Source organism: Paenibacillus sp. MB22_1, from assembly GCF_047200555.1.
Taxonomy (GTDB): Bacteria; Bacillota; Bacilli; order Paenibacillales; family Paenibacillaceae; genus Fontibacillus; species Fontibacillus phoenicis.
This window is the reverse complement of record NZ_JBLADV010000003.1, coordinates 13,931-29,660: the sequence shown is the minus strand read 5'-3', so window position 1 is coordinate 29,660 and position 15,730 is coordinate 13,931. Positions and strand designations below refer to the sequence as shown.

Below are 15,730 nucleotides of genomic sequence, written 5' to 3'. Positions count from 1 at the left end.
CCTACACCCCCAACACTTGAGATGCGATATCCGTCAATGACTTTTGAACAAGAGCAATAGCTTGCTCGACTTCTGGTCGGTTCGGATTATCCTTTTGAAGCTTTTTAAGTTCGATGACTAAGCTTTTAAGCTTCTTCGTGCTTTCTACAGCCACATCCGTTGAGTTGTTAGACTGTTCAAGACTCTTCAAGATATCAGCAGCTTCAGTTTTAATCTCTTCCACACGTGTCTTCACCGCATCCTGAGCATGATTGCGAACGATCTTTGCGACCTTATCACGCTGCTCCGGCTTTTCCCACAGACTATGCTTGAGAATCATGAGGTCTTCAAGTTCTGCGTGATCTCTTCCGGCTAACACAGCCTTAGCACGAATTACTGAAAGAACTTGCTTGAATCGGCGATCAGAAGGACGAATGCCTTCATCCATCAGTTCCCTTCTGATCTTGCTTAGTGCATCAAATACCTCATCAGGAATAGTGACTGTATCACTAAAGAACTGGAGTTCAAATAATTCATCTATGCTCATATCGGCTGGAGATGGTGCAGAACCTTTCAACATGGAAACAAAGGACTGATCTTCGCCGATGTAGTCCACTTCATATCTCAGCAAGAAGCGGTCAAACAAGGCTTCTAGTCCCTCACCTTCTTCTGGATATTCATTTGAACTACCGATCAAGGACATTAAGGGAACCTGTGCCGGACTGCCATCGTTGTAGAACACTCGTTCATTGATGAGAGTCAGCAAGGCATTCAAAATTGCACTGTTAGCCTTGAATATTTCATCAAGAAATGAGGTGTGTGCTTCCGGCAGCTTTCCCGTCGTATTCCGCTTGTACACGCCTTGTTCCAGTTCTTTCAACGAGACAGGTCCGAATAACTCCTCTGGTGTACTAAAACGTGTCAGCAGCCATTGGAAGTAATTCGCGCCTGTAATCCGCTTAGTTAGATCACTTACAAGGGCGCTCTTTCCTGTTCCGGGCGGCCCGATCAACAAAGCATGCTGACGGGCGATCATAGCCACCATCAGCCCCTCAATCACTTCTTCTCGTTCAGAATATTGACTATTTAATGCATTCTGGATATCCTTGATTTTCATTTTTTAGCTACCTCCACATTTTTAGATAAAATAAAAAGAGCCAACGCTTCTTATGAAGAAGTCATCAGCTCTTTATTTTTATAATGTGGGGTCAATCGCAGGAAGTCCAAGATGCCCACGTCAACTCCACATTCAACCTCCGAAAAAATAAAAGCCACGAATCCCGCAAGGGAAACTCATGGCTTTTAATAGTGTTTTTGTTTTTACACCGTGACTGGCAACCCGATCCATTCAAGCAGATCGATGGCTTCAGGCACCGGACGACGATTCTGGATGCATTCCAAAACCATTTCATTCACTTCTTCTTCGATGCTCGCGCGGAGCATCAAATCTGACACCGTTTCGCCATCGTCAAAAATGTATTCCGGTATGTTCGTAACCGTCACTGTGTAGATTTCATTCCCGACCTCCACAGTGTAAACTTCCGATCCATACCGGAGATGACCAGTTCGTCCGGCCAGTTCAATCGTTTCCGGGATTTTCTCGCGGTACGCTTCCATGGCCATGCGCGAAAACTTCGCCAAGCTGCCGTTCGCAAATATTCCCGCTTTAAGCTTAAACATACGGTTTTCCTCCCTGTTCACCCGAACGGCTGGAAGGGTAAAGTTGCGCGGATGATCAGCCTTGGGTCGTCCGACTTTGGACATGACGATCACACCCCTTTACCCTTTATTATATCCGTTCAGATAAATTTTTGCATTACAAAAATTATTTTCTTCTTTGGAAGTTGTCTCTCCACTCCCCGCTTCGGGGGTCGTATGTCGTTTTCACCGTCCACGATTCTGGATGGACAACATTAAAAACGCATACGACATGGAGCGGACGGTATTGCCCTTTTCCGATTTTAAGAAAATACATCAGAACGATGGTAACATCCGCACCGTCCTGACGCCTCTCAATCGGCCATCCGTTCAAGACGGCGTTTCGTATGTCTATTTCGGAGATGCCGCGCTCAATTTGTCTGTGAAGCGCATGTTTGGAAATCACAAGCTTTCCATCTCCCTCTTCAAGCAGTTCAACAAACTTTCTATGCTCAGTTTCGGCATTCATTTCTTTTCTTCTCCTTTCTGGAGAATTACACGGCCATATTCACTAGCGCTTCACCCACTTTCATGCGAAGCGCCGACACCAGACGTTCCATTTCCTCCAGATCGCCGGTGACAATTTCGCGATACTGCGCAAAATCGTTTGCCACCGACCGAGCGTTTTCTATCAACTCTTTCATCTGGCCTTTGGTCAGCTGTCTTTCCGTGCTTTCTTCGCATGCAGCGAGAGTGTCACGGAGATGATCTAACAGCTTGCGTGTCACCATGTTTTTCATATCCATGGTGTTCATTACAGGAACCTTCTCCGCTTCTCCTTTTTCAAGAGATGATACGAATTTGACCAATGCATCCAAGTTGCTCTCAAACTGTGCCGGTATGAAGTAAACACCACCTGATGGTCTAACCGGTGTAGGTGACATACTTTTTAAGACGTTGGTAATCAACGTACGTAGTGTAGTAGAACCATAATTGTTTCGATAAATTTCAAACTGCAACGCAGCATTATTAACTAGTTGCTGCGCCATTGATGAAATATAGCTGGTCTCTACTGTCTCCGTTTTTCGATCTAATACCAGCGCTCCTACGTCTGGAACATATTTTAATCTTCTACCTTTTGTATCCTTGGTTTCGCAAACTAGGTTTCGTTGTACGAAAGCGCTGGTAGAAGCCACCTCGCGGAACATATAGTTTTCATAAACTCCTGGTGACACTTCTCTTTTGAATTTTTCACTTGTGGCTCTTCTAAAGGCATCCGGGAGCCGGATATCCTTCGGCATCCAACCAGCCCCTAATCCGGAATCAACAAGCTTTTGTTTTAGGTCGTCCGGGGTAATCAGCATGTTGGATAGAGAATTCCAGGTTAAAAATCCAATCGCGTTGTCTTTACTGGATGGTACAGCAACTACATCCTTTAAAATGGCATTCATAAGAAAAACCTCCTCATTTTTAATAAAAAAAGACCAATTCCTAAAAGTAAGGAACCAGCCTTTGCTTAACATTTAAACTGGTTAACAGCCTACACCCGAAATACTTTCACATTTAAGTCAGAGATAATGAGGCTATTTTTCATCTGTTGAGTCAGACTAGCCATTTCGGTTACGAGTCGATTTCTTCCCGTATCTCGCTCCTTAATGTCTTCGATCATGTCTTTGGCGTAATTCATGATTTCCTGCACGCTTCTCCAGTATGATTGTCCTTTTAACCTCTCAACTTCTTGTATTGTGTCGTTTATCTCTTCCATGAGGTAAAATCGTTTTTCCTCTAACTGAAAAACAATATTGTCGCCAACAGTCAGTTCTTTATCTCGCAGCCCCCACACTTCTTCTGCAACATATGAGATAGCTTCTGAGAGCATCAGAATAAACTCATCCGCCTTTTTACGCCGATATTTTTCTTGTTGTATAAAAGAAGTGATCTCGGCTTGAATAGAATTCTCTTTTCTAAATAACTTGAACATGTTCATTCATCCTCTCTTTTTTTTTAATAAAAATAAAAAAGCCGATATTTGCATGAAAATCCATACAAAAATCGGCTTTTAGTAACAGTATCAAAATTTCTAAAGACGCACGCGAATGCGCAAAAGTAAAACTTTTATCAGAGCCTTTCGGTACTCTTCAATCCTTGTCTTCTGCAAACGGAAGTGACGGATCAAGTGAAATTGTCCTGCATTTTTCCTCTCTTCATATCTGGAATTTCCAAATAGAAGCTTACAGGGGAGGTAATAAAACTACTTGTCCTTTCGGGACGACAAGCTCTTGTCTCCAGCAAAATAGGGAGTACAGAGGTACATATAATTACAAAATTATTATAACATTCGCCCTTCATAAATACAATCATATGTTCGCTAAAAAGTCCGCTGAACTCAATAACAGTTATTACTTTTATAATGTATCACGCCTGATGATTAACCACTAAATGGTAGAAAAAGAGCCCGTAACTCGATAAAATGATTGTACCCCTACAAACGCAACCTAAAGGTGACAACGCCATGAAAAAGTCTATCACGATCCAGTTTACCCTTCAATCGATTTTGACAGCAGAAGAAGTCTCAGTCGTAGCTGAAACGGTGGATTACTATGAAAAGTCGCGAAAATTCACATTTACTCCTTACTTTCTGGCAACCACGACTGTCCTAATATTAGACAATACCTCATGTGCAGCTTTATCCCCTCTGCTCAGACATTTTTCGCATTGAACTCCTCTTCATGTACTAGGTCTACATTGTCGTGATGGAGGGCTCCATATTAATTAGGAGGCTGTGGAGGTAAAGGCTTGTAAGAAAGTAAAGAGGCAAAAAAACGCACCATCACATCCTTACTTTCTTGGAATAATGTAATCATATCTGACAACTCTTTATGCTAGAGTCCACTATATACTTACAATTTGGATGTTAGTAAAGCCACGTCTTTTACACTTGTTTTTTTCTCCAAACTAGTTAATATCTTGTTCTCTGTCTCAGGCGTCCAATATATTTTTAACCTATTTTTCGCACGGGTTATCGCGGTATAAAAGATATTATGTGAGATCATTTCTTCAATCTCATTTGTAATAACGACTTTGACTGAGTCATACTCTAACCCCTGTGCTTTATGAATTGAAACAGCATAAGCAACCTGAAATGGAATCACAGCCTCAGAGGATAAATCATCATCTTCGTCAGTATTTCTATACTTGTTGACATAAAATCGGATTACAGAATATCCATTTTCAGAGTTCTCCATCAATTCAAAATTAAATCCTTCTGCCTCTAACTGATTAATTGCTCTATCGAGTTCAATATCGAATTGTATTTTGTCATCAAAAACCACTATCCCTACTATTCTGCCCTTCAGATTATTATAAATTATAGGCGCAAACCTCTCTGACTCATTAAATAGAATTGGGTCATTAATTTTATAAGTTTGAATTCCCCATTGAATAGGAGGATTTGGGTTGCTTTGCTGCAAGAATCTATTAATATTGTTTATTCCATAAAGTCCGTCATAGTTAAGACATAATATTATTTCATCGTCTTCGAAATGTTCAAAGATTGATGCATCTAAAGAAACCGAATAATTATTTTTGGTAATATGCTCCAAAATATCTTCGTCTAAATTTCTTACTTTAGTCCATAAATCGAGCAGGTTGGAATTCTTACTTCGATAGGGTTCCTTTAATTCAAATACTGAGGAAGTTGGAAGAAATGATCGTGCAATGCTAAACCAATTTCCAAAAATTATTGACTCGATCTGAAAAACATCCCCAACCAAGACTAACAACGTAAACTTAGCCTTATTTAAAACCTTTAACATATCATCGTTACTAACCGTACTAGACTCATCAATAATCAACACATCATAATCAACTTCGATATTTTTATGAGATAGAAACTTAGCCACAGTTTTAAAGCTACTATTTGCAGCATTAACCTTTCGTTTCAAATTATCTACTGCTGGATTAGTGTTAGCTAAATATAACTTGTTCATATGACCAAAAAAACTAGACAAATGACTTATTAAAGTAGATTTACCTGTTCCCGCAGAACCATAGATTAATGCTACCCTTGAGTTTTCAAACATTTGTTGTAATGCGGCCCTTTTTTCATCACAGTCAATCTGATAAGCAGATGAATTTAGCCAAGAGATAACTGAGTTCGAGTAGTTTTTAATGCCAGTTGAAGATAGTTTCTTGAGCCTATCAATGATTTGAAGCGTATCTTCTTCATACCCTTTTATATATATATTATTTTTATAGTTCTCTAATTTTCGATTTGCATGTTTATAATATAGTTTTTGGTTGTATAAATTCATTAACTCAGGAACCTTTTCAGAATTGGGAATTTCTTTCACAGAGGTGTATAATTGCCCTTTTATTTCTGTATTATTTTTTATATACCTTGCAAACAACTCATGTTCTCTGCCAGATGCGTCTATACAATCAAAAAGATCGTAAATTTTGGGATTGTGATTTACCAATGATGTGTTGAAGGGGATCTCATCAAAAGGGATACATTTATAATTAAGATTCAAGTTTGATAAATACTGACAAGTGGAAGAACTATACTGTTGCTTTAAAACTTTGTTGTTCATTCTATACAGTAGATATCTTATTACATTACTTCCTGGCCTATTCTCCTTTATTAGATTACGGCAATCGTCCAATACCCGAAAAATTAGTGGCTCAACTGTTAATTTTGCTCTTTCAATTATTTGATTTTTAATTAATTCATATGAATCATCATCGAGTTCTACAAAATCTACTAAATTTGACTTGCTAACGGTTAAAGACCTCATTAACTCTCGATATCCGCTAGAGTTTTCGCTAAATTTATAAGGGAATCCCATTATCCTCCCTAAATTAGTGAACTCACATGGTCGAATAGATACTTCCCAAGCATCAATAATAAAGATAGGCATCTCCTTGCCCAAAATATTAATTGTATCATTTCTAACAGAAAGCCTCACAGAATAATTGGGGAGTAAGTCAGCATTTGTGAAGGCGATAATTCTCTCATGCTTGCTACTTTTATCATTAGCTATTGTAAATGTTACTTCATAGTACACTCTGTGCTCAACGAAGATGGGCTTAACTTTCTGAATATAATATCGATCATTGTAAGAGTTTCTAGTGCTACTTGAACTTGGCTGAATTATCCTTTCGGTAATTTTCTCATAATATTCTTTAAGATTAGGATCGATACGAATAGGGAATTGATCTATATTCTCAAGCACCTCAATATCGAACGTTGTCTTGATAAATTCCTTCATTTTCAATAAAAACTCATAATACTTCAACATTAGTCTCTCTGAATTTTCTTCATCCAAAGTATAGTGAGAGGCTGTTATTTGAAGCAACTTATGGAACTTAGTTAAAAACTTTAAGTTGCCTTTTGTACTGACATAAGTATTTGCCTTTTTGATATTATCATATGTAATTTCAATATCTTTCCCGTTACTATATGCTAATAATGAAGTATATTCAACGAAATTCCGAAGTTGGGAAAGTATGTTCTGTGATAAAAAACCTCTATTTCTACCATCAAACATGTTAATGTTTTTGCAAATAACTTTACTAACTGTCAAAATTTCAATTCGAATTCTATCCATTACCTTCTCCTCCATATAGAAATCAATATGACTATGATACATATATTCGCTAAAACCATTGGATCACCTCCAAATTTTTCTCAAACAAATATTATTCTATATCTTGACACGATTTTCTAAGCTCTACCTACTGATCTCTGATCTTGGTCGGCTGAACAAGCCGATTAACTGCACAGGGAGGATAATAATTCCTTGTGCAGTAGGGCTTTGATTAAAAAAAGAGTGTTTTAAGCCACCTATTTGACCAGCGACAATTCTCCACGATTTACTGAAGTATATCAATCCACGTACCCGCAAAGGGTACGACCTATAATGGAAAGAATTCTTTGAATAGATAGGAATTTCAATCCACGCACCTATGTAAGGTGCGACAGGTGGATGTGAATTGAGCGGATAGCTTTAGATTTAGCCACATCCGCTCCTGTACCCCCACCGGCGAAAACTTCAACAAAGCGCTTTGTCTGATAATAATCCAACAAATCGGCGATTAAATGTCCTGAGCAGTTTCCTCGATATTTGCTGCTTCCATACGGACCACGGTTAGGGTAAGAAACAATACTGCTGTTCATTCTCCATTCCCCTCTCATGTGAAAAAAGCAGCTCTCCAATTCCAGGGAAAACTGCTTTCATCTTTGAATTATCTATTCTCTACGACTATTTTCATTCCAGCGACTTTCTCACCCTTCGAATCTGAAACCATAAAAGATGGAGTACAAACCATGTCCACATTATGCACAATTGATTTCTGAGCAATAGCTACAGCTTTCACAGCCTTACTGATGGCGTTATCTCCTACGGCTTGCAGTTCGATCACGCCACACTTGAGAATTACATTAGCGATTCGCTGGGCTGCGTCAACTGGATTGGCATGAGCAGAAATTTTGCAAATACTAATCATTATGCCAAACACCTTCTCCCTGAATTTCATTAGCTATTAGAAGCATTCATAACCGCCTTTCCTTCCTTGCGCAAAGTTTTCACCGTAACTGTACTCAAAACTTCAGGAGGGGCAGCAAGCAACAACGCAGCTACCCACCGTTCCTTACCATCCCTCTTCAAAAGCTCAGTTAAAAAGCGATCCTTGGCTGTCATATCATGCCCTGCTCCTTTAAAGAAACATATCCTTCCGTTCCGATAACAACATGATCCAGGACATCGATGCCAATTATTTCACCAGCTTGTATTAGTCTTTCGGTCAATTTCTTATCTTCAGAACTAGGAGCAGGATCACCTGAAGGGTGATTATGCACACAAATAATGGATGCAGCTCCTTTAATGATTGCAGGTTTAAAGACTTCACGAGGATGCACGATTGCAGAATTTAACGTACCGATAGAGATAACCTCTTTAGACAAAATTCGGTTCTTTGTATTTAAAATAAGGATCATAAAATGTTCCTTATCTAATCCAACTAAATCGGTAGCCACAGCCTGAAAAACATCGGCTGGTGTATGGATATAGTGATCTTTCTCCCCCTCCATTACTTTTCGAATCAGTTCAAGCAACTTCTCAGCCTGTTTGCGTCTTCTAGGTGGCAAAGCATTTAACTGAGATTCCATCACCATAAAATCTTTCATTTTTACTCCTTCCCGTTTACCCCGAGCCGCCTTACGGCGGTGTCGGAAATAAACACCGCCGTTTAACGCCGGGCGAGAGGCGAAATTATTTATAACTATCTCGAACCATAATTTACTCTGAGAACTAAAGATGCAATTAGACTTTTCTCGAATCGAAACGCTTCGTTTCTTTCAGCGTGCCATATTGAGACAACGCAGCTTCTTCCCAACCGAGCTTCTTAATGGAAGTAGCCGGAAGACTCAGGAACTCCCAAGCATTCTTTCCCTCTGCTGTAATCGCTACGGCCAGTTCCTTCAAACTATCGGCTCCAAACTGCCAAGAAGTCGAAATGCTGTATCCCCAAACTTTGTCTCCTGCATGAAGCGGCCCATTATCATCAACATAAGCCTTTAAATTTTCTTTCATTTTCTTCAGCGCTGCTTCAGTACGTTCTATTTCCAGTGCTAACTCGATTGCTTTTTCCTCTGTCAACTTCTCAATTACTCCTGTAGTCATTTAATACACTCTCCTCATTTTTGGCCTGCTTAATAAAATAAAAAGAAAAAAAGACGAACAAATTCCCCGAAGGAAATCGTTCGTCTTTTTTAAATTATACAGTCAAACAAACATTGAACTTGCTACATGCAATACACTTTCTAAATCAGTGGATTGCAATGTACCTATCTTCACTTTTAAAAATGTCTTATGAAAAGAAGTTAGCTTAGAAACACGAATACACGAAGCGCGATCCAAGCCAGCGTCTTCCCAATAATCTATAACAACATCATAATCATTTCGAGGACGCGCACTGGTGATCGGCGCTAAAATAATAACATCGTCCGATTCATTTAGCATATCGTTTGAAATGATAACTACAGGTCTCATTTTATATTGAGTTGGATCTTCATAGTACGAAAACTTAGCCACCCAAATATCTCCACGACAATACCTAGTCCCGATACTTCTCGTCATAAACATCGTCCTCAGTATTTTCAAACCACCACTCATAGCCTGGTCCTAATACAGTGACATCTTTCGGAATAGGTGCACTTTTCTTAGCAACGTTGCCCGTGTTCTCCACTGACTTTTCCTCCTTGTTCATGACGATCCTCCTTCCGCTCGGTATTGTTAAGCTCATTGTAACCAAACGGAAGGAGAACATCAATGTATCAGTAATTAAATGTGGCAATCCACTACGACCAGATAGTGGTTAGGATTAGAGGATTTAATAAACGTTTCATAGTATGACTTGTTGAAATTGCGCGCTTCTTCTGGCGTTTCAGAACCCATACCAAACCATCCCATATCCCCTTTGGCATGCCACTCTCCATCCGGTGTAATCACCGCGTAGGTTGAAAAACTCAACATTTCACGAATATAAGATTGCTTATCTCCGTATCTTTCAAAGATATATTCCGGACGGTAAAGGCTTTTTCCAGCCAGCATTTCTTCCCAAGCTTTAGTTGCCTCAGCCACCATAATTTCGAATTTTGGTGCAAGAGATGCTGGTACTTGATACCCCTCAACCTCTACGGTGAGGCCCTCATGATCGGTTTGCTCAATAAAGAAGATATCCTTAATTTGAGCAGCATCCGCTCGTTCTCCCGACTTCAGCAAAAGTGAACCTGACCATCTGCCACCAATGGAATACCAGTCCCATTTAGCATTAGGATTCTCCCAGTAACCGTACTTTCCTGTTTCTTCATCACGTGATGTGTATCCTCCGTATTCGACCATGAAATCATCAAAAGAAGGATACACTTCCGTATGCCGAATTTGAACTCGTTTTAAGTGATCAGGTACTTCATATCCGATTACACTGCCACTTGGAGTTACTTTTCTGAATACCTTATCATATGGCGATACAATACGCCCGTCTTCTAATTGAATTCGTACTGAAGACTCATTTTCATAAATCTTGCGGTACTCTTCTTCAACATCATAAAATTCTAGGTACTCTTTCGGACAATCTCCCATGTTGTTTTCTTGATAAGGAGCCAACAAATCCTCAACTTTGTCCAATGACTCTGTAATCACCGCAACTGTAAAATGACTCATTTATGTCATCCTTTCAACTTAATTTTTCGATTTTTGATAACACTCCATCACAAACGGACAATGCTTACAATGGCCGCCTGGTGTAGGTGGAAACAAAGAAGAAGCCATATCCGGGAATGATTCCAGACAAGACTTCTTCATTTCAATCTCTTCCGCCAAACCATGCGCCCATTTTCTAGCTTCATTCGCGTCAGACTCGTTATATACAAACGATTCTGCTTTCCTGAAGCGTAGAAAGTACAATGTCCCCTTGACTTGCCGAAGTCCTCTTCTTTTCATAATTGCCCAAGCATACAATGCAAGCTGCCTTGTATCATTTGCTCGGTACAGTCGCCAATTCGATTTCCAATCCCAAAATCGTTCTTCTTCCAGAAGATCAATGTAGCCTTGAAATTGAATGCTATCTCCAAGTGGAAGTACAAAATGAACTTCCGTTTGTCCCCTGACTTCCGGAGCACGCTGCACCAATGAAGCAATCTCTTCATAAGTCACTTCGGGATGAAAATCTGATTCAATAATTGCCTCTATAATGGCTTCATGCTCAGATACTCCATTGATCTTTAGCTCAATCGCTTTATGAACTGCTTTTCCAAGAGCTAGTGGTTTGGTAACTGGCTCTTTTTTACCTAAAATGTACTTTTGGTAAAATCGATAAGGGCAAGTTTCATAAAGCGAGAGCCGGGAATAAGAGTACAGCATTAGAATGGCAAATCTTCATCAGAGATGTTCCATCCATCTCCGGCTGAATTGGTCCCTTGATTATTTGTCGAATTTTGACGATCGCCGGTTTGAGAAGTCCCGTTAGATGTGTTAGTAAGGAATTGAACATACTGTCCAACTACCTCCGTTACATATACACGGCGCCCTTCATTGTTCTCATAGTTGCGAACCTGAATTCGTCCTGTAACTGCAACCTGGTGGCCTTTCTTCACATAGTTAGCTACATTTTCAGCGACTGCCTTCCAGACCACAATAGGAATGAAGTCCGCTTCTCGTTCTCCATTTTGATTCGTAAAGGGACGATCTACAGCCAATGTGAATTGTGCCACTGCTACACCAGAAGGTGTATAACGTAACTCAGGGTCCTTTGTCAGTCTTCCGATTAATACTGCTTGGTTCAAGCTCATTTTTTATCCTCCGTCTTCATGCCTGCCCTTTCAGGCTCAGGACTTACAGATTTAAAATTGCAAACAAATCTTTCCGCGTCTTCCGTCCACCTAGGACGTACTGAACATGAATAAATTTGGAGCACATCGTCCAATAAGGGAGCTTCAATTTCTTTCTCGCGTTGTCGGATACGCTCAATGTACTTTTGATATTTAAAGTTCTTTATCCCGATGATCAGCCAGAGATAAGCACCTTGCCGTTCTGTTTCCAGAAACTCATTCCACTGCTCCCAAAGAAGATCCATAGAACGCATGTAATAGGCAAAATCTCTTTCTCTCATCAGCTTCCAATTAGGCTCTTTGCCTCCTGTGTGTTGCCTCAATAACTTTCGTTGATTTCGGCTGAGTCGTTCAGCTGGATGCACAATTTTCCGCTTACGATATCTCTGCCGCACCTGTTCTTCCGGAACTCCCTCCAAAAGAGAAATAAAGCGAAGCACTCCCCCACTCTCCCCACAAAACCAGCATTTGAATACCTGGTCTTTGGTGTTAAGAGAAAGGTAGTATCTTCGCTTTTTTCCCGGTTTAGAATCCTCATGGCAAAATGGACATTTACAGAGAACTTCCTCCCTCGATTGTGAGGAAGGCTTAATAATGAGTCCGTTCTGGTCTGCAACGTCCAGAATGTCAGGAAGCATGGTCGATCACTGCCCTTAATTGTTCTTCTTGGCTGGGAGGAAGTTGTATCTGCTCCCACTCCGACGAAAGAACAATTTTGCGCGTAACCGTGTGAATCTGCTTTTTAGGTTCCCACCACTGCCAACGCTCGTAAACTTCCGCAGCCATTTGAACATGCTTGCATTGCTTGTGTCCGAAATGACATGCAGGGCAGTCATGCGTAATAATCAAATCGTTGTAATGAGGCTCCACTTTCACGAGATACACGCCATTTTGCTTACTGGATGGGAACGCACAGATTAGTGCCTTCCCATCCGTAAAGGTTGTCAGACTCATGCAGCTTCACCCACTAACTGAATCGATTTCACAATTTTGAATCCATTGCTCATTTCAAAATCAAGTTTAAATTGCATGTTATTTGAAATCGCATTGACCTGATCAAGCGTTTCAGCTGTATTGGCAAGCACAATGGATTCTTCACCCGTCCCTACATTGACTACTTTCAACTTGGCGAATGTTACTCCGCCCGGAGAGGTTCCTGTTGCCATATCCAGCATCTTGTATACTTCTCCCGAGTTCTTTGGATTCGAGTTTGAAGGCTTTCCACCCGAATTGTTTTTCTTACCTTTACTTTCAGTAGTCTTAGGATCAGAACTGGATGCAGTGCTATCAGAAGACAGCTTTTTCGGAACTTGATTATTCGTTTGAGCAAGCTCACCCACTTCAATCCGTTCTGCACCTTCAATGGTTTCAATCTCACTTTCGTCCATCATTCCAAGGCCGGATAGTGACAGCGTTACCCGACGCTTCGCTTTTGTTTCGGCTTTCATAATGGCATTGGCAAGTTCATCTGCTGTCAACGGGAGAATCTTTCCTGTAGGGACTTTGCATCTACGCATCTCGTCCCAGATCTTCTCCTCTTTCATTAAGGAAACAGCACCTATGGATTCATCAGCACGACCGTCTTGAGTCGTTCCACGAGCTGTCACACAGTAAACATCACCAATGCGTTCACGGCTGGTTATTGTGATACTGATTTTGTGAATTTTACGAAGCTGATCCGTAGCATCGCGCTTAGCATAAAGCACTAGCTTTCCATCCAGTTTCAGATAATCAAACGGCTTGGTGAGGGGATTAAGTCCAACGCTCTCACAAACTTTCGTGTAGTAGATCAAACGTTCCTCGGGTTTCAATGAAGAAAGATCACCTTGAACTACTACCTTTTCCATAATCGACAAGTCCATTTTTTAACCTCCACCCGTCATTTGACGTCTGTGCTATTTATACCCGCACAGAAAGGTAAAATAAAAAAACGTCCTTTCTCTTTGAGAGAAATAACGTTCATTCACATTTTTATTATTCAAGCGTATAGGTCTTCACAAGCTCATCCAGATCAGTCCAGATTTGTCGAAGCCTCACCTTGAGCATTCCTTCTGATTCAATGCAGGCATCATCCAATAGCGAAAGAGCCTCCTCAAGCATCCCCCTTACTCGTTCAAAAGCTTCTGCTTCTTCCTGAATAAGACTTTGCTCTAAAGGGCTATGCTTATTTCTGGATTTCTCCCACATTAGCTTGAGCTTAGTCCACTCACTCTCATTGGGAAGAACCGGGTTATAATGTGAAACTGATGAATCTTGACGTTTGTCCTTTTTGAACCAGTGTTTAAACATGCTTCGATCACCCTTTCATTTTTTTGAAAATAAAAAAGCCGATTTCTGCACGGACGAATCCATGCAAAAATCGGCTTTAATTCATTATCAATACTTTAAATTACACATGCGGGTGCGGTTTAACCTTTATCAGAGCCTTTCGGTACTCTTCTTCCCTTGTTCTCAGCACAGGAGATTTCGGGGGGTAATGACTTTATCCTACTTTAATCCTCAGCTATAAAGCTTTGTAGGGGAGGTACAGCACTTATCGCCTATACAGGCAACTCTTGTCTCCGGCAAACGGGAGTGTAGAGGTAAAGATAATTACAGGAATATTATAGCATTGTGATTATAAAAGTGCAATCATACGTTCTCATTTTATCCGGCTGCAAATTCCCGATCTTCCGCTTCTTCCAGTACCGGTTTCAGCTCTACCTCAGATCCGCGGATCTCACTGTCGATTTTGAAAGCTACCTCCGGATGTTCCTTTAAGAACTGCTTAGCATTCTCCCTGCCTTGCCCTAAACGATCACCGGCATAAGAAAACCACGAACCTGATTTTTCAACTACATTCAGTTCAACTCCGAGATCAAGAAGGGTTGCTTCTTTCGAAATGCCTTCACCATACATCATATCAACCTCAACCTGCTTAAACGGTGGTGCAACCTTATTCTTAACGACCTTAATACGTGTCCGGCTTCCCACCATCTCATTACCTAATTTGATCGTCTCCATACGACGTACATCAAGACGAACCGATGAATAGAATTTCAATGCACGGCCCCCAGGAGTTACTTCCGGACTTCCAAACGATACACCGACTTTCTCCCGGAGTTGATTAATAAAGATAGCTATCGTCTTGGATTTGCTAAGCGAACCGGATAATTTTCGCATCGCTTGAGACATGAGTCGGGCTTGAAGTCCTACATGAGAATCCCCCATCTCTCCCTCGATCTCTGCTTTAGGAACAAGGGCCGCTACGGAATCAACAACCAAAATTTCTACCGCTCCGGTTCGTACCAAGGCATCTGCTATTTCAAGCGCCTGTTCACCGGTATCGGGCTGGGACAACAGTAATTCATCAATGTTAACGCCTATATTCTTCGCGTAAAGTGGATCAAGTGCATGTTCGGCGTCAATGAAAGCAGCTTGTCCTCCTAACTTCTGTACTTCAGCAATCGCGTGTAGTGCCACTGTTGTTTTACCGGAGGATTCTGGACCATAAACCTCAATAATTCGCCCTCTTGGAAAACCTCCTACACCTAAAGCTATATCAAGAGCAAGATTGCCGCTCGAAACGGTTTCAACTTGGACATGAGCTGCCTCCCCTAATTTCATGACAGCCCCTCTCCCATAAGACTTCTCAATTTCCTTCAAAGCCTTTTCTAGTGCCGCCTGTCTGTTTTCTTGATTGTCCATAGTCTAAAACTCCTTCCTATAATACGAATGTATGTT

General features: G+C 40.8%; 21 protein-coding genes. All 21 read right to left on the bottom strand.

The window, feature by feature from the left end; genetic code table 11:
* Position 1 precedes the first annotated feature (1 nt).
* Positions 2 to 1,096, bottom strand: coding sequence for an AAA family ATPase (locus tag ACL02P_RS24195; RefSeq protein WP_412837275.1), 1,095 nt, complete (start codon positions 1,094 to 1,096; stop codon positions 2 to 4).
* A gap of 203 nt (positions 1,097 to 1,299) precedes the next feature.
* Complete coding sequence (locus ACL02P_RS24190) at positions 1,300 to 1,659, bottom strand: hypothetical protein (RefSeq protein ID WP_036715715.1); 360 nt, start codon at positions 1,657 to 1,659, stop codon at positions 1,300 to 1,302.
* 145 nt (positions 1,660 to 1,804) lie between these two features.
* Entirely contained in the window at positions 1,805 to 2,146 is a 342-nt protein-coding gene (locus ACL02P_RS24185) for a DUF4258 domain-containing protein (protein ID WP_009225706.1), read from the bottom strand.
* 25 nt (positions 2,147 to 2,171) lie between these two features.
* Positions 2,172 to 3,068: a DUF6744 family protein gene (locus tag ACL02P_RS24180; RefSeq protein ID WP_412838286.1), complete on the bottom strand. Its 897-nt coding sequence runs from the start codon at positions 3,066 to 3,068 to the stop codon at positions 2,172 to 2,174.
* 89 nt (positions 3,069 to 3,157) lie between these two features.
* Positions 3,158 to 3,598: a hypothetical protein gene (locus ACL02P_RS24175; protein ID WP_412837278.1), complete on the bottom strand. Its 441-nt coding sequence runs from the start codon at positions 3,596 to 3,598 to the stop codon at positions 3,158 to 3,160.
* Positions 3,599 to 4,517: 919 nt separating this feature from the next.
* Positions 4,518 to 7,226 carry an ATP-dependent DNA helicase gene (locus tag ACL02P_RS24170; protein ID WP_412838285.1) on the bottom strand — a complete coding sequence of 903 codons (2,709 nt, stop codon included), beginning with the start codon at positions 7,224 to 7,226 and terminating at the stop codon, positions 4,518 to 4,520.
* Positions 7,227 to 7,582: 356 nt separating this feature from the next.
* Entirely contained in the window at positions 7,583 to 7,795 is a 213-nt protein-coding gene (locus ACL02P_RS24165) for a hypothetical protein (RefSeq protein WP_198136235.1), read from the bottom strand.
* A gap of 68 nt (positions 7,796 to 7,863) precedes the next feature.
* On the bottom strand, positions 7,864 to 8,124 hold the full coding sequence (locus ACL02P_RS24160; protein ID WP_412837282.1) for a stage V sporulation protein S: 261 nt from the start codon (positions 8,122 to 8,124) through the stop codon (positions 7,864 to 7,866).
* A 29-nt stretch (positions 8,125 to 8,153) separates the two neighbouring features.
* The gene (locus ACL02P_RS24155) at positions 8,154 to 8,318 is read right to left on the bottom strand and encodes a hypothetical protein (protein WP_157273513.1); all 165 of its coding nucleotides are present in this window, start codon (positions 8,316 to 8,318) and stop codon (positions 8,154 to 8,156) included.
* Positions 8,315 to 8,803 carry a JAB domain-containing protein gene (locus ACL02P_RS24150; RefSeq protein ID WP_009226417.1) on the bottom strand — a complete coding sequence of 163 codons (489 nt, stop codon included), beginning with the start codon at positions 8,801 to 8,803 and terminating at the stop codon, positions 8,315 to 8,317. Before ACL02P_RS24150 ends, ACL02P_RS24155 begins: the two co-directional genes overlap by 4 nt.
* 136 nt (positions 8,804 to 8,939) lie before the next feature.
* Positions 8,940 to 9,299 (bottom strand): hypothetical protein, encoded by a 360-nt coding sequence (locus ACL02P_RS24145; RefSeq protein WP_412837283.1) that lies wholly within the window; start codon positions 9,297 to 9,299, stop codon positions 8,940 to 8,942.
* Between the two features lie 102 nt (positions 9,300 to 9,401).
* Positions 9,402 to 9,755 carry a type II toxin-antitoxin system PemK/MazF family toxin gene (locus ACL02P_RS24140; RefSeq protein WP_412838284.1) on the bottom strand — a complete coding sequence of 118 codons (354 nt, stop codon included), beginning with the start codon at positions 9,753 to 9,755 and terminating at the stop codon, positions 9,402 to 9,404.
* Complete coding sequence (locus ACL02P_RS24135; protein WP_009225497.1) at positions 9,733 to 9,885, bottom strand: hypothetical protein; 153 nt, start codon at positions 9,883 to 9,885, stop codon at positions 9,733 to 9,735. The genes ACL02P_RS24140 and ACL02P_RS24135 overlap by 23 nt, the downstream gene beginning before the upstream one ends.
* Before the next feature lie 74 nt (positions 9,886 to 9,959).
* Positions 9,960 to 10,841: a hypothetical protein gene (locus ACL02P_RS24130; RefSeq protein ID WP_144870475.1), complete on the bottom strand. Its 882-nt coding sequence runs from the start codon at positions 10,839 to 10,841 to the stop codon at positions 9,960 to 9,962.
* Between the two features lie 18 nt (positions 10,842 to 10,859).
* Positions 10,860 to 11,540, bottom strand: coding sequence for a PD-(D/E)XK nuclease family protein (locus tag ACL02P_RS24125; protein WP_412837285.1), 681 nt, complete (start codon positions 11,538 to 11,540; stop codon positions 10,860 to 10,862).
* Positions 11,540 to 11,968, bottom strand: coding sequence for a single-stranded DNA-binding protein (gene ssb, locus ACL02P_RS24120; protein ID WP_089550014.1), 429 nt, complete (start codon positions 11,966 to 11,968; stop codon positions 11,540 to 11,542). The genes ACL02P_RS24125 and ssb overlap by 1 nt, the downstream gene beginning before the upstream one ends.
* The gene (locus ACL02P_RS24115) at positions 11,965 to 12,447 is read right to left on the bottom strand and encodes a hypothetical protein (protein WP_229520986.1); all 483 of its coding nucleotides are present in this window, start codon (positions 12,445 to 12,447) and stop codon (positions 11,965 to 11,967) included. The genes ssb and ACL02P_RS24115 overlap by 4 nt, the downstream gene beginning before the upstream one ends.
* Positions 12,448 to 12,634: 187 nt before the next feature.
* Positions 12,635 to 12,961, bottom strand: a complete 327-nt coding sequence (locus tag ACL02P_RS24110; protein ID WP_020816499.1) for a hypothetical protein — start codon at positions 12,959 to 12,961, stop codon at positions 12,635 to 12,637.
* The gene (locus ACL02P_RS24105; RefSeq protein ID WP_068779957.1) at positions 12,958 to 13,869 is read right to left on the bottom strand and encodes a hypothetical protein; all 912 of its coding nucleotides are present in this window, start codon (positions 13,867 to 13,869) and stop codon (positions 12,958 to 12,960) included. The genes ACL02P_RS24110 and ACL02P_RS24105 overlap by 4 nt, the downstream gene beginning before the upstream one ends.
* A gap of 112 nt (positions 13,870 to 13,981) precedes the next feature.
* Positions 13,982 to 14,296: a hypothetical protein gene (locus ACL02P_RS24100; RefSeq protein WP_036715201.1), complete on the bottom strand. Its 315-nt coding sequence runs from the start codon at positions 14,294 to 14,296 to the stop codon at positions 13,982 to 13,984.
* A 357-nt stretch (positions 14,297 to 14,653) separates the two neighbouring features.
* A complete protein-coding gene (gene recA / locus ACL02P_RS24095; protein ID WP_412838233.1) occupies positions 14,654 to 15,694 on the bottom strand; it encodes a recombinase RecA in 1,041 nt (346 codons plus the stop codon).
* Positions 15,695 to 15,730 lie beyond the last annotated feature (36 nt).

Excerpts from the sequence above, each read along its gene's own strand:
- ACL02P_RS24170 (WP_412838285.1), bottom strand. The coding sequence starts at position 7,226 with ATGGATAGAATTCGAATTGAAATTTTGACAGTTAGTAAAGTTATTTGC.
- ACL02P_RS24130 (WP_144870475.1), bottom strand. The coding sequence starts at position 10,841 with ATGAGTCATTTTACAGTTGCGGTGATTACAGAGTCATTGGACAAAGTT.
- ACL02P_RS24180 (WP_412838286.1), bottom strand. The coding sequence starts at position 3,068 with ATGAATGCCATTTTAAAGGATGTAGTTGCTGTACCATCCAGTAAAGAC.
- ACL02P_RS24160 (WP_412837282.1), bottom strand. The coding sequence starts at position 8,124 with ATGATTAGTATTTGCAAAATTTCTGCTCATGCCAATCCAGTTGACGCA.
- ACL02P_RS24150 (WP_009226417.1), bottom strand. The coding sequence starts at position 8,803 with ATGAAAGATTTTATGGTGATGGAATCTCAGTTAAATGCTTTGCCACCT.
- ACL02P_RS24135 (WP_009225497.1), bottom strand. The coding sequence starts at position 9,885 with ATGAACAAGGAGGAAAAGTCAGTGGAGAACACGGGCAACGTTGCTAAG.
- ACL02P_RS24140 (WP_412838284.1), bottom strand. The coding sequence starts at position 9,755 with ATGACGAGAAGTATCGGGACTAGGTATTGTCGTGGAGATATTTGGGTG.
- ACL02P_RS24155 (WP_157273513.1), bottom strand. The coding sequence starts at position 8,318 with ATGACAGCCAAGGATCGCTTTTTAACTGAGCTTTTGAAGAGGGATGGT.
- ACL02P_RS24185 (WP_009225706.1), bottom strand. The coding sequence starts at position 2,146 with ATGAATGCCGAAACTGAGCATAGAAAGTTTGTTGAACTGCTTGAAGAG.
- ACL02P_RS24110 (WP_020816499.1), bottom strand. The coding sequence starts at position 12,961 with ATGAGTCTGACAACCTTTACGGATGGGAAGGCACTAATCTGTGCGTTC.
- ACL02P_RS24190 (WP_036715715.1), bottom strand. The coding sequence starts at position 1,659 with ATGTTTAAGCTTAAAGCGGGAATATTTGCGAACGGCAGCTTGGCGAAG.
- ACL02P_RS24125 (WP_412837285.1), bottom strand. The coding sequence starts at position 11,540 with ATGCTGTACTCTTATTCCCGGCTCTCGCTTTATGAAACTTGCCCTTAT.
- recA (WP_412838233.1), bottom strand. The coding sequence starts at position 15,694 with ATGGACAATCAAGAAAACAGACAGGCGGCACTAGAAAAGGCTTTGAAG.
- ACL02P_RS24105 (WP_068779957.1), bottom strand. The coding sequence starts at position 13,869 with ATGGACTTGTCGATTATGGAAAAGGTAGTAGTTCAAGGTGATCTTTCT.
- ACL02P_RS24165 (WP_198136235.1), bottom strand. The coding sequence starts at position 7,795 with ATGAACAGCAGTATTGTTTCTTACCCTAACCGTGGTCCGTATGGAAGC.
- ssb (WP_089550014.1), bottom strand. The coding sequence starts at position 11,968 with ATGAGCTTGAACCAAGCAGTATTAATCGGAAGACTGACAAAGGACCCT.
- ACL02P_RS24100 (WP_036715201.1), bottom strand. The coding sequence starts at position 14,296 with ATGTTTAAACACTGGTTCAAAAAGGACAAACGTCAAGATTCATCAGTT.
- ACL02P_RS24145 (WP_412837283.1), bottom strand. The coding sequence starts at position 9,299 with ATGACTACAGGAGTAATTGAGAAGTTGACAGAGGAAAAAGCAATCGAG.
- ACL02P_RS24175 (WP_412837278.1), bottom strand. The coding sequence starts at position 3,598 with ATGTTCAAGTTATTTAGAAAAGAGAATTCTATTCAAGCCGAGATCACT.
- ACL02P_RS24195 (WP_412837275.1), bottom strand. The coding sequence starts at position 1,096 with ATGAAAATCAAGGATATCCAGAATGCATTAAATAGTCAATATTCTGAA.